The following is a 13799-nucleotide window of genomic DNA, read 5'->3' as shown; positions in this document are numbered from 1 at the left end:
TTAGCGCTACCCATTAAAACCCGTTTACTTAACCTACAGCGTGCCAAATGCTTGTGGCTAGCGATCGCCCTTGGCGTTGGCGCAGCCATCGCCGTTACAACATTATGGATTGTCTAATGAGAATTGCCCTTGGTAGCTTGAAATATCGATGATATAAAGGAGAAAATAAAAATAGCCAAAGTAGAAACTTGCCCCGAAAAGGCAATTTAAAAGCTTTGAAAAATCACAGCAGAGTTGGTATATCACCCTGTATATGACTTTGAATATCCTCTAAAATAAGTGTTTAGAAGCGTAAAGGTCTAATTTATAGAGGATTTTTTCTAAAAGACAAACCGATGTAGCCTGTAACCCCACATGACCAATCGAGAGGAATTGATGAAGAACGAATCAACGTTAGCAAGCAACGCCAACGTAAATTTCCTTATCGGTGGAGGTGAAATGGGGGCTAGGATGCGAGAACAGGATTGGTCAAAAACGTCCCTTGGCCCAACACAGCAGTGGCCGCAGAGTTTGAAGACTGCCGTGCGAATTATGCTAACTTGCCGTCAACCCATGTTTGTTTGGTGGGGCGAGGAACTAATTAACCTTTACAATGACGCTTACAAAACTATTATTGGCGGCAAACATCCAGAAGCATTTGGACAGCCAGCTGCATACGTGTGGCGGGAAATATGGGATCAGATTAGGCCTCGCGCTGAATCAGCGATGCTGAAGAATGAGGGTACTTACGATGAAGCGCTACTGCTAATTATGGAGCGCAATGGCTACCCAGAAGAAACTTATTATACTTTTTCATATAGCCCGGTTCCTAATGACCAGGGCGACACAGGTGGGATCATTTGCGCTAACACAGAGGACACGCAGCGAATTATCAGCGAGCGTCAGTTGGCACTTTTGCGCGAACTCGCGGCAAGGACAGCAGACGCGCGGACATTCGATGAAGCCTGTACGCTAAGTGCGAGTTGTCTGGAGAGCAACCCTTACGATCTCCCTTTCGCAATGATTTATCTGGTCGATCCCGATAAGCAGGAAGTTTTTTTGGCAGGAACGTGCCGCATTGGGGAAAACCACGTAGCAGTTCCAGAAACAGTGGCTCTCGATGCTGATTGTGTTTGGCCCTTTGCGGAAGTGAGCAAAACGCATCAAGCCAAACTGATTTCCGATTTGGAAGTGTCTTTTAGTAGTCTACCTTGCGGTGTTTGGCAGCGATCGCCCCATCAAGCGATCGCAGTACCCATTGCCGCATCCGGTCAAAGCGGAAAAGCTGGTATATTAATCGCTGGTTTGAACCCCTTCAGGCTATTCGACGACAATTATAAAGGATTCATTGATTTAGTTGCGGCTCAAATTGCAGCGAGCATCGCTAACGCCCAAGCTTACGAGGAAGAACGCAAACGCGCTGAAGCCTTGGCAGAAATCGATCGCGCCAAAACCGTCTTTTTCAGCAACGTCAGCCACGAGTTCCGTACCCCATTGACTCTGATGTTGGGGCCATTAGAGGACACCTTAACCACTTGTGCCACACTGCTTCCAGCCAAAGAACGAGAGCAGCTAGAAATGGTGCAACGCAACGGACTTCGGCTGCTGAAACTGGTCAACAGCTTGCTAGATTTTTCACGCATTGAAGCCGGAAGGGTTCAAGCATCTTATGAACCCACTAACCTTGCCACCTTCACCGCAGAACTAGCTAGTGTATTTCGTTCCGCAGTAGAACGGGCAGGGATGCAGCTATCAGTTAATTGTCCTTCCCTGCCAGAACCAGTGTATGTCGATCGGGAGATGTGGGAAAAGATTGTTCTTAACCTGCTCTCGAATGCCTTCAAGTTCACGATGGCTGGAGAAATTGCAGTCAGTTTGCAGTGGTTAAATGACCGTATTGAGTTTGCAGTCAAAGACACAGGAATCGGTATCCCAGCAGAAGAAATCCCCCACCTTTTTGAACGATTCCACCGCGTTAAAGGGGCGCAAGGACGAACTTTTGAAGGGTCAGGAATTGGATTATCACTGGTGCAAGAATTGGTGCAAATGCATGGTGGAACAGTTGATGTTACCAGTCTTCTCGGAGTAGGCAGTTGCTTTACTGTGTCAATTCCAACAGGATATGCTCATTTGCCTCCAGACCGGATTAGTGCCCCGCGAACTTTAGCTTCAACCGCATTAGGTGCAACACCTTATCTAGAAGAAGCCCTGCGGTGGCTACCGGAAGAGGCAGGGGAGCAGGGGGGCGGGGGAGCAGAGGAGCAGGGGGGCGGGGGAGCAGGGGAGCAGGGGAGCAGGGGAGTAGGGGAGAAGGAAGTATTTTCTCTTCTGCCTCTTTGCCCTTCTGCTCCCTCTGCTCGGATTCTCTTGGCTGATGACAACGCAGATATGCGCGATTATGTTAAGCGGCTATTAAGTCAGCAGTATGAGGTGGAATCAGTGCCGGATGGTTTAGCTGCTTTGGATTCGGCTCGTGGACGTGTCCCAGATTTGGTACTGACAGATGTGATGATGCCTGGATTAGATGGCTTTGGACTGCTGCAAGCATTACGAGCCGATCCGCTGACGCAAAAAGTTCCAATCATCCTGTTGTCGGCACGGGCAGGGGAAGAGGCACGGGTGGAAGGATTAGAAGCGGGAGCCGATGATTATCTGATTAAACCTTTCTCTGCTCGTGAATTGTTGGCGCGGGTAGAGGCAGCCCTAAAAATGGCTCGTCTCCGCCAAGAGGCTATGGAACGCGAGCAAGGGTTGCGAATTGAAGCTGAGGTTGCCAAAGCACACCTAGAGACTGTGATAGCTGGCATCCAAGACCAGTTCTTTGTATTGGATCGAGAGTGGCGTTATAGCTTTGTCAATGAACAGGTAGCAGAAATTGTTGGCATCCCCAAAGAAGAGTTGCTAGGTAAGATTGTTTGGGAAGTTTTTCCCGATATGGTTAAAAGCGAGTTTCATACCCAGGTTCATCGGGCGAAGGCAGAAAACACCGTTGTTCAGTTTGAATACTTTTATACGCCTTGGCAGCGCTGGTTTGAGAATCGCATCTACCCCTTTGCAGAAGGAGTCAGCATTTTTGTTACAGACATTAGCGATCGCAAACAAGCAGAAAAAGCCCTTCGAAAAAGCGAAGAAAAGTTCCGCAACATGGCTGACAATGCCCCCTTTATGGTTTGGGTGACAGACACCAATAGCCACTGCACCTATCTCAGTCAAAGCTGGTACGATTTTACAGGTCAGAGCGAGGAAATGGGTCTGGGATTTGGTTGGTTAAATGCTGTGCATCCAGAAGACTATAATGACGCCAGGAATACTTTTCTGGAAGCTAGTAGCAGTTACTCGGCCTTCCGTTTGGAGTACCGCTTGCGGCGCAAAGATGGCAAATATCGTTCTTGCATTGATGCCGCGAATCCGTGGTTTGGAGTGGACGGTGAGTTTAAAGGTTACATTGGCTCAGTCATTGACATTACCGAACGCAAAGTTGCAGAAGCCGAACGCGATCGCCTCCTAGAACTCGAGCAAGCTGCCAGAACTGAAGCCGAAAGAGCCAACCGGATTAAAGATGAGTTTTTGGCGGTACTTTCCCATGAATTGCGATCGCCTCTGAATCCGATTCTTGGTTGGGCGAAACTCTTGCAGACTCGTGAGTTTGACGCCGCAGCTCTGAAGAAAGCGATCGCAACTATCGAGCGGAATGCTCAATTACAAGCTCAACTAATTGAAGATTTGCTCGATGTCTCTCGGATCTTACAAGGCAAGCTCAACCTGAAGATGTTACCTGTCAACCTAGTACTTGTGATTGAGGCGGGATTGGAAACAGTGCGTTTGGCAGCAGAAGCTAAAAATATTCAAATTCAGACGATGCTGGATGCTTCTTTCGGGCAAGTTTTGGGTGATTCTGGTCGTTTACAACAAGTTATTTGGAATCTCTTATCGAATGCCGTTAAATTCACTCCGGAAGGAGGAAAAATTGATATTCAACTAGAGTGCGTTGATGCGGAAGCTGAGATTACCGTCAGCGACACAGGTAAGGGAATCAGCCCTGAGTTTCTACCTTATGTGTTTGAATATTTTCGTCAGGCTGATGGCACGACAACCCGAAAATTTGGTGGATTGGGGTTAGGGTTAGCAATTGTGCGTCATTTGACCGAATTACATGGCGGCACGATTCAGGCAGAAAGTTTAGGTGAGGGGCAAGGAGCTATTTTCCGAGTCCGGCTACCACTAATTAAAAAAGATTTAACCCCAAAACAAGATATAAATGTTGCTGCATTAAATCCTTCTCCTCCGATTGAAATCCTGGCAGGCATCCAAATCTTAGTTGTAGATGATGACGATGATACCCGTGACTTCCACACATTTGTACTAGAACAGGCTGGAGCAATGGTGACAGCAGTGACATCAGCAAAAGAAGCATTACAAATTTTGGCAGAGTCAGAACCAGATATGCTGCTCAGTGATATTGGGATGCCAGAAATGGATGGCTATATGCTAATGCGCCAAGTTAAAGCATTGCAGGCAAACCAAGCCAAACAACTTCCGGCGATCGCTTTAACTGCTTATGCTGGAGAAATCAATCAACAACAAGCACTTGAATCAGGGTTTCAAAAGCATCTTTCCAAACCCGTCGAACCAGACGAATTAATCAAGGAAATTGCAACTCTAATTGGTAGAAGTGGGCATATCTAAGTATATTGGAGCCAATTTCAAAGTCCCTTTCCCAACATTGGGATAAGGATTTAGGGTGAGGGCTTTTGATTCATGGCTTAATTTATTAACTTGTTTCAAATATTTTATTGTTTATTAGACTTCTTGCAGAAGTGGGGGGAAGGGTTAAAGGGAAAAGGGATGGAATTTCCCCTTTACCTTTAACCTTTCCCCAACATCTTGGCATTTGTTATACCAATTCAATTAATGATTGCAACACATCCTTGGTAAAGACGCGATTCATCGCGTCTCTACAAATGGTCTATTTGTCACATTCTTTTTTCCAATTGGTATTACTTTTGCAAGATGTCTATTTAGATAGATTCATTCTTAACAAAAATATATTTACTCTGAATTAATCTAGTTAAAAGCTGTTCCTAATCTAGCTGATTTTGCCTTGATTTTATAACTTAAATTGTTAATATAACTCCTCGTTCTGTTGCTTGATTGTACAAAATATATCGGCAATTACTTGGTCTTTTAGTATAAATTTTAGTATGTGTTGCCAAGTCACTTACTCAGCTAAATTATGCAGCTTACTTAACTCATCAAATCTTCATATATTTGAAGTGTAGTTTATCTTTTACAGTAAAAATAATGGGAATAATAGAATAAATCGGATTGAGCAAATTATTTAGCTATGAGCCAAATATGTCCTATCTCCAAAACCTGTGCTTGTCGCAATGTTGCACGCTGCCGGACTAAGGAAGCAGGTAGGCTCTTTCTCTGGTTCCCCGTTTCACATACCCTGATAAAAGTCACCTCCTACCTACAGCAGTTTTCCTTTAAGTATGAACTGATGCACGAGCGACCAGGTTTGAGTTTGGAGTGTAGACCCGGACAGTCTCTAGAAATTGCCCGTAACCTGGCCAAACTACTTGCACCAAGAGAATTAAAAGAGACGCAAGTCCTTTTCATGCAAGGCACTTTCCAACCTCAACTCCATGATTTTAGTGACATAGCCTCATTACAACGCTTCATTAAGTTGAACCAATCCGATTGGTTGATTGATATGCTGGCAACAGAACGATTCACCAGTTACTTTCAACCAATTGTTTCAATTAACGATACATCGCAAATTTTTGGATATGAATCGCTCTTGCGAGGGCTGGATAAAGAAGGCAATTTAGTGCTACCGACATCTATCCTGGAGTTAGCAACTGAAGCCGGACTTCTACCACAACTCGACCAAGTTGCTCGTCTCAGCACAATCACTCAATTCAGCCGCCATCAAGTGAATGGGCACATCTTCATCAATTTTGCACCAACGTCACTTTATGACCCAGCTTTTTGCCTACGTAGTACGGTAGAGGCCATTGATACTGCCGGAATTACCCACGATCGCGTTGTTTTTGAAGTTGTAGAGTCAGACAATCCTCAAGATTTAACCCACCTGAAGACAGTGCTTAAATACTATCGGGATGCTGGGTTTTTAGTCGCTCTTGATGACCTTGGTTCTGGCTATTCCAGCCTAAACTTGCTGCATCAGTTACGTCCAGACTTTATCAAGCTGGACATGGAGTTAATTCGAGATGTGCATCAAGACCTTTACAAAGCTTCGATTACCGAGAAGCTTTTAGAGATTACTCAAAAGTTAAATATTCAAACCGTTGCTGAAGGAATTGAGTGCATTGAGGAATTGAATTGGCTGCGAGAACGAGGTGCAAATCTTGCTCAAGGCTATTTGATTGGTAAACCCTGTGCAGCGCCTGTCACTACAACCCCTTACTTTGAGCAAATCTTGTTAACTGTACCATCAACACACTCTCAGCAAGTTGAGCAGCGTGTCCAACACCAAAGCGAGTCTGAGCGAATTGTTGCGGCTGTAACGCAGCGCATTCGCCAATCGTTGGAGTTAGACGAGATTTTGCAAATCACGGTAGCCGAAGTGCGACAACTATTTGAGGTAGATCGAGTGGTGATGTATCAGTTTAAGCCAGACTGGAGTGGATTAGTCGCTGTAGAATCCTTAGCAGAAGGGTGTATGTCGATTTTGGGATTTCACGTTATGGATACCTGCTTTCAATCCACGCGTGCAGCTTATTATCAACAAGGTAACACCAGAGCGATCGAAGACATTGAAACTGCCGGTCTATCACCGTGCCATGTTGACCTGCTTCGGAGTCTGCAAATTCGGGCAAACCTTGTCGTACCAATTTTGCAGCAAGGGCGTTTGTGGGGGCTATTGATTGCTCACCAATGCCGTCATCCGAGACAATGGCAGCAGTCGGAGATTAACTTGTTTAACCAGTTAGCAGGTCAAGCTGCGATCGCTATTCAGCAATCAGAACTTTACCACCAATTACAACAAGCAAACCAGGAATTACAGCGCCTCGCCTGTTCCGATGGTCTAACCCAAGTAGCAAATCGACGCTGCTTTGATGACACGTTAAACACGCAGTGGCAATGGTTGGCACGAGAGCAAGGTTCGCTATCTTTGATTTTGTGTGATGTCGATTACTTTAAGCTTTACAACGATACGCATGGACATCTGGCAGGAGATGATGCACTTAGACAGGTTGCTAAGGCAATCTCTCAGACAGTTAAACATCCCGCTGATTTAGTCGCTCGTTATGGTGGAGAAGAGTTTGCAGTTATTTTGCCGAATACTGATATTGAAGGGGCTATTGCAATTGCAAAAGATATTCAGATCAATGTTAGTGCATTACAAATGCCTCATCCCCATTCTCAGGTCAGTGAATTCATTACCCTAAGTCTTGGTGTGGCAACCATCACTCCTCATAGCCAATTATCTCCTGCAATCTTAATTGCTGCTGCTGACCAAGGACTCTACCAGGCAAAAGCACAAGGGAGAAATTGTGTCGTGCAGATGGATTGTGAGAATGCTGATATTAAATAAGCTGATGCCCTTGTAAGTTGCATAGTTCAAATCGCTAGAAAGATGTAAAGACGCGGATATACGGGGAGGAAAAGACACATTAACCCACTATCTACGCGCAATTATTGCAGTGAACACCAGAGAAAGGTTCCAATGTCATTCAGGCAAAAATGATAATTTTAGCCATACTGTTAGCAAACAAAGCTCCAAACCTAATTTCTGTCTATTGTTTAAAAATTGGCTGAGATTTTTCTTTGACCAGAGTGATGGAAGAGCGTTAAGTAGAGCGGCATAAATAATTAAAGGTTTGTAGTGAAACTTTAGCCATCAAGTGAGGGCTAAAGTTTTCACTACAAACTAATCTCAAGATTTTTTACATTACTTAATTTACTTCGATTTATTCTCACTTACTTAAAGTCGGTGAAGATAAAGCGAAAAACGAACGTGTGAATAAAATGTTAATGGCTTGACAAGTTGTGATTATATGAAATAATAATCATCTATGTATAGAAATACCTTGATGCTATCAATAAATTTTCATATACAACTGTTAAATTAATTCAGTTTTCTGTTCATATATGAATGTATTAATTATTTTGGCTGAAGTTAGCCTGATAATCTTTGTTTTTTTATTACTGAACTGGGTTTTCAGTAAATTATTCAAGCTATTTACCAAAACCTTTATACCTAAAAGCGACAATAGAAGTATCAAAACCCTGCGCCGGAATATCACAGGGTTATTGTTACTTGCTTGTGTGGTGTCGTGCATTCTGATTGTGGGTGCTAATGGTTATCTACTTTATCGGGGCGAAAACCTTCAGCAATACACACTCTTGTTGATTGAGCGTATCCCATCAAGATTTTGGGTGACACTAGGAATTGGCATAGCTCAGAGTATTGGCACTTTGATTTTAGCGGCGATCGCTCTGAAATTTCTCAAATATTGGTTGAAGGTAGCCAGCTCTCGCGCCAAGAACTTAGAAAAAAATACTGCTGATGATGAAAGTATTGATGCTTTCTTTAACGCCTTCTATGACAGAATCAGCGGTGGAATCTGGCTTTGGGCTACCATCTTGTGTGCCCAGTTTCTCAAATTGCCAGCAACGGTTTCGGAATATTTGTACATCGCCCTGCGAATCTATCTAATCATTGCCGTCGGGTTACTTATACTTAAAGCAGTCGCTGCGATCGTTGATAGCCTAGATGCTCTTAGCATCAGATACTCCAATCCTGATAACCTGCTGAGATTCTACGATCGCCTCCGACACCTGATACCCTTTTTAAAGCGCTGCTTGGAATTTGTGATTTATGTCTGCATGGCAACATTGGTGATTCAGCAGGTGCAGTTAATTGCCAATGTCGCAACTTTTGGCCCGCGAATTATCAAGATAATCGGTATCATCTTCATTAGTCGCGTGTTGTTTGAGGTCGTTTACTTACTTGTTGAAGAGGTGCTGTTTAAAGACCAGAATCTAACTGATATTCAAAGAAGTAGACGCCTGACGCTCGTTCCGCTGTTTCGTAGTTTCTTACAATACTTAATTTACTTTGGTGCTACAGTTTTCATTCTCTATGCGCTGAGTATCGATCCAACTCCCATACTTGCGGGTGCTGGTATTGTCGGCATCGCTGTGGGATTAGGGGCACAAACACTAATTAACGATATTGTCTGTGGCTTCTTTATTCTGTTTGAAAACTATTACTTAGTAGGTGACTATATTGAAGCCGGAAAAGCCGAAGATAAAGTTGTCGAAGGTATTGTCGAGGCGATTGAACTCAGAACCACTCGTGTCAGACATCCTAATGGTCAATTGCAGATTATTCAAAATGGGAATATTGGCTCAATTACTAATTACTCCAAACAGTATATTTTTGCAGTAGTAGAAGTTGGCGTGCCTTATGATTCCAACTTAGCGCACGTGTACAAAGTCATTGAGGAGGTGGGACAGCAGTTAAAAGCAGACGATCCAGATGTACTCGAAGCTACACAGGTAGATGGAGTCGAAAGTCTGGGAGAGTCTAATTTGTTGCTACGAACATTGACGAAAGTAAAGCCAGGAAAACATCTTCAGATTCAGCGCGTTCTTCGGAAGATTTTTACGAATGCACTGCTGCGGGAAGGAATTATAATTCCCGTGCGCGCTGAAAGTGCCGAAGGTTAATTTGGCACTTTCTTGTCACAACAAATAACTCAGGAGTAATTGAATTTGGGATTTTTCCTTCCATCAAAAACCCCAAATTGGCAGAGCAACTTATTTAAAATTGCAACACATTGAAATAGGCACTAATGAATTATACCCTCATCGCCCAAGCCGCAGAATCTGCATCAAAATCTTCTGTTGTAGTACCACCTCCGACTTTTCCAACGGGCGCACAAATTAGCTCTTTCTTTTATACATTCGGTGCATCTATAATTGTTGTATTTGTACTCTATATATTACTCTTCTATCTACTGCGATCGTTTCTGCGCCGCACAGAAAAAGATACAGCCCTGTTTATCCTTGGAATTTTACAAATCCCTGCGATCGCTATTTTTATCCTGGCTAGTCTAAAACTCTCTCTGACTCAACTCGGATCGGGGGGAATTATTAATTTAATCGATCGAGGACTCACGGCTTTCCTAATTCTTGGTTTCACTTACGGCATAACTTTATTATTTACAGAAGCAGCAGTCTACTACTTAAAAGACTACGCCCGAAAAACGGAGGCTGTCTGGGATGACGTATTAATTCCACTCCTACAAAATTTTATCCCAGTCATCACTTACCTCATTGGCATATCTCTGTTTTTCAGCACCATTGGGGTTGATTTAACAGGAATTGGGTTAGCAATAGGTAGCATCACAGTAGTGTTGGGATTAGCAGTAAAAGATATTTTAAGCGATTTTTTCAGTGGGTTAGTTTTGCTAGTTGATACACCCTTTAGATTTGGAGATGTCATCTCCATGCCAGATGGTTCGATTGCAATTATCAAACACATTGGTATCCGGGTGACAAAACTATATTTGATTAACGAGCATTGCGAGGTGTATACACCAAATACGACTTTGGGAGGTCAAAACATAGTCAATCTCAGTCGTCCTACAACTCACTACGCTTATACGATTCAAGTGTCAGTGAGGGTTGATGCTGATGCAGTGGTAGCAACAAACATTTTGCAACAAATTATCCTCGGTCATCCAGACACATTAGGTGATATTGATGAAAAACTTCAATATTTAGATAGTTTTGCTGCATTGACAGAAGCCGAGGATAATAAACTGTCAAAAAAAGAAGCAGGGCGGCTGCGTTTATTAGTTGAAAAAGATGTCAACACGCAACTGCAAAAAATTGAGCAAGCATTTGAAGATTTTGTTAGAGAAGTTAAGAAGGTAGAAAAGGGTGGATTGAATTCAGAAGAAATGAAAATTCTCCAGAAAAACTATTTAGAAATATTGAACATTGTGGGGTTGGTAGTCATCACAGAACGTAAGGGTAAACGTCTGCGATCGCGCCTAGAAGAACAAGAGCCGACTGAGAAACAAACTCTAATTGGTTTGATTCGCCAATGGTATCAAACTTGGTTAAAAGATCCTGATTTAGTAATTGAAGACCAACATCTTTTACCAGATGAATGGGAGCAAAAAATTGACCTTCTGAAGATTAAACTAAATAAATTATTTCAAAAAATCGCAAGTCCCGGAGTAGATGAAACAAGATTAGATGACTATTCTTTAAAATTTGTCGAATGGTTACATGATAGTTTTAAAGAGTCTAATACTGCCTGGAAAGAACCACAAGTTCAGCTAACTGATATCCAAGGCTCTGCTATGCAATTTTCTGTCCGTTTCTATGTTGATAATATTCAGTTAGAACACTGGCGACGTGGAAACCGCGTCCAAAATGAGGTACGTCGAGAGATGGTAAGGCGGTTAAGACAAGCCTATATCTACACATTAGGATAATTCAGTCAGTGAAACCAGAGGATAGCGATCGCTCGTGGATTATGCGATCGCTGTCTTACTGAAATATCATATTTAAACTCAGTTATTATAAAAACAACGCTTTTGAACCGTATCTTAGAATAAATGTTGTATCAGGCTTGAGATGACACAATAAATAAATTTGAAGCTTAGTAAAAACGTGTTTATTTATACAAAAAACCAGTAATGATTGTTATAGACTTGAAAAGCCCTTTACTTTTATACTTTGGCGAAACTTCACCGCCAAAAAAGCACCAGAGCGATAGGAAATTACTTGTTACCAAATGCGATTGATATTCATCAAATGCAAATCCGGTTAAGTTGAACAGATTCTTGTCAGCAGAATAGGTGATTTCCTACGCCCTGGTTATTTCTTTTAATTATTTTAGCTCAATAGCTTGAAGCGATATTAATGCTATCTCAAATGTTTTGGCAGTTTGTACACTTGCCAAAGATGTTACGAACAAAATATGCTTGTAATACCAATTCTGTATGAAGTTGCGCTAAATCGAAATAAGAAAGAGAAACGAACCGCCAAGTACGCCAAGAGCGCCAAGAAAGAAAGAAGTTAAAAGGGTTTGGCGCTGCCTCATAAAGAAATGGTATAAGTTGCTAAAATTAATCCCTTCACTTATTAATTAGGCAAAACAGTTCTGTTAGCGGTAGTGGTGCGTTTAGCCCATTTCCAGTTCTGAGTAAAGATGTTAGATTCCCAACTTCTTTACTCAGCACTACTACCCCAGTCTCTAGTCTCTAGTCCCCATCAGCCTAACCAATTAATTTCTGCCAGCTAGCAGGCCCGATAATTCCATCGGCATCTAAACCATTTTGCTTTTGAAAGTTTTTAACTACAACCTCTGTTTGCGGCCCGTAGACGCCATCATTCTCAACACCTAAACGGTATTGTAAGTATCTGACAACTGCACCACCGGCATGGTTTGGTCTGATAATTCGTTTTGCCAAAATTAGATTTATGGCATTCCATGTAGTTGCGTCAGCAATTCCAGTTGGGTTAACTCCAACAATAGTCTGAAATTTTTCTACAGCAGATTTGGTGTTAGCCCCCGTGAAGCCATCTTCCACTAAGGCCTTACCATTTCTATCAGTTATTTTTAGTCTATTTAAGGATTTTTGCAGTCTGAGAATAGTCGCATCTATATTCTCCTCTTCATCTGGTACAGGATTAACAGGGGCACTTGGCACTTTACCAGTTAAGCCTTTAACAATTGCATTAGCCATTGCTTCAGGATTAAAAAGATTCATATCTTTTTGCGAATCGAGGAAGCAACATTCTATCAAGATAGCAGGCATATCTGTATTTTTCAGAACAAACAAGTGGGAACCACTCTTAACGCCACGATTAAAAAATCCCAACTTGATGATTTCATCTAATACAGGTTTAGCAATTTTTCTACCTGTATCGCTAGTCGCATATACTTCTGTGCCGTTAGCTTGGTTGTTAAAAGCATTAAAATGAATCGAGACGAAAATATCTACTTTACTGGCATTAGCTGTAGAGCATCTTTTTGAGAGTGAGTCACGGACTGTATTAGCACTACTTGGTCTACATACTACAACTTCATTTCCTAAAGCTCTTAACTTGGCTATAACTCTATTACCTACATCTAAAGTTAAATTATCCTCGAATTTAATCCCTCTAGCTCCTGTATCTGGTGGACAATTGTGCCCGCTATCAATTCCGAATTTCATTATTTAATCCTCGATTTACTTGTTTTTACACTAGTTCAAAACTCTGATAATTATATAGACAAAGTTTGGTTAATAACTTTGTGAAAATACTTGCTAGCAATGGCTGCATTATTTTCAGCATTCCTACGCTATTAGACCAAATAAGTTTTTCTGTGAACCCAAACAGCAACTTTTATTTGGTAAAATCCCCTAATTCAAAGCTATATTGTAACCAAAAACACAACTATTATAAGTTATCAATATCGAGAATAACCAGTAAATTTTTGCAATAAATTGAAATCTAGCAATTGCCTGCATTATTTAGATAATAACGCTTTCTAAAAGTGTAAAGCCATGACAATTGTACTTAGTTAGATGCCCAAATCCCTAAACCGAACGCACGCCCTGATGTGAATCTGGGTTTATAAGGCCGTAAACCCTTGAAAGACTCTACCCTTGGCTTCCTGTTAACCCTGAGCAGCTTAACACATAATGCTTTACAGTATTAATGAATACGCGATCGCCCTTGGCGTTGGCGGAGCCATGGTCTGGGATTATTAGCCACAATTACCGGGATTTTTGGCGAACGATGGGCATCAGCGAACGAAAAGAGGATAGAATTTCTGC

At 42.2% G+C, this 13799-nt stretch carries 5 protein-coding genes; 4 read left to right on the top strand and 1 reads right to left on the bottom strand.

Annotated features, from left to right (window positions below; genetic code table 11):
* The first annotated feature begins 375 nt into the window (after window positions 1-375).
* The 4 genes from AC1F2U_RS05000 (at window position 376) to AC1F2U_RS04985 (ending at window position 11465) form a co-directional block, all read left to right on the top strand.
* Entirely contained in the window at window positions 376-4665 is a 4290-nt protein-coding gene (locus AC1F2U_RS05000; RefSeq protein WP_480260095.1) for an ATP-binding protein, read from the top strand.
* A 658-nt stretch (window positions 4666-5323) separates the two neighbouring features.
* The gene (locus AC1F2U_RS04995) at window positions 5324-7543 is read left to right on the top strand and encodes an EAL domain-containing protein (RefSeq protein ID WP_480260094.1); all 2220 of its coding nucleotides are present in this window, start codon (window positions 5324-5326) and stop codon (window positions 7541-7543) included.
* A gap of 557 nt (window positions 7544-8100) precedes the next feature.
* On the top strand, window positions 8101-9684 hold the full coding sequence (locus tag AC1F2U_RS04990; RefSeq protein WP_480260093.1) for a mechanosensitive ion channel family protein: 1584 nt from the start codon (window positions 8101-8103) through the stop codon (window positions 9682-9684).
* Between the two features lie 125 nt (window positions 9685-9809).
* Complete coding sequence (locus AC1F2U_RS04985) at window positions 9810-11465, top strand: mechanosensitive ion channel family protein (protein ID WP_480260092.1); 1656 nt, start codon at window positions 9810-9812, stop codon at window positions 11463-11465.
* A gap of 786 nt (window positions 11466-12251) precedes the next feature.
* Here the strand turns inward: AC1F2U_RS04985 and AC1F2U_RS04980 are convergent.
* The gene (locus tag AC1F2U_RS04980) at window positions 12252-13193 is read right to left on the bottom strand and encodes an N-acetylmuramoyl-L-alanine amidase (RefSeq protein ID WP_480260091.1); all 942 of its coding nucleotides are present in this window, start codon (window positions 13191-13193) and stop codon (window positions 12252-12254) included.
* Between the last annotated feature and the right edge of the window lie 606 nt (window positions 13194-13799).

It is taken from the genome of Nostoc sp. LEGE 12454 (genome assembly GCF_056620565.1).
The sequence above is the reverse complement of the archived record's forward strand: the minus strand, read 5'-3'. Positions and strand labels throughout refer to the sequence as shown.

Bases quoted from the DNA above. Each gene is read 5' to 3' on its own strand.
- AC1F2U_RS05000 (WP_480260095.1), top strand. From the start codon at position 376: ATGAAGAACGAATCAACGTTAGCAAGCAACGCCAACGTAAATTTCCTT.
- AC1F2U_RS04985 (WP_480260092.1), top strand. From the start codon at position 9,810: ATGAATTATACCCTCATCGCCCAAGCCGCAGAATCTGCATCAAAATCT.
- AC1F2U_RS04990 (WP_480260093.1), top strand. From the start codon at position 8,101: ATGAATGTATTAATTATTTTGGCTGAAGTTAGCCTGATAATCTTTGTT.
- AC1F2U_RS04995 (WP_480260094.1), top strand. From the start codon at position 5,324: ATGAGCCAAATATGTCCTATCTCCAAAACCTGTGCTTGTCGCAATGTT.
- AC1F2U_RS04980 (WP_480260091.1), bottom strand. From the start codon at position 13,193: ATGAAATTCGGAATTGATAGCGGGCACAATTGTCCACCAGATACAGGA.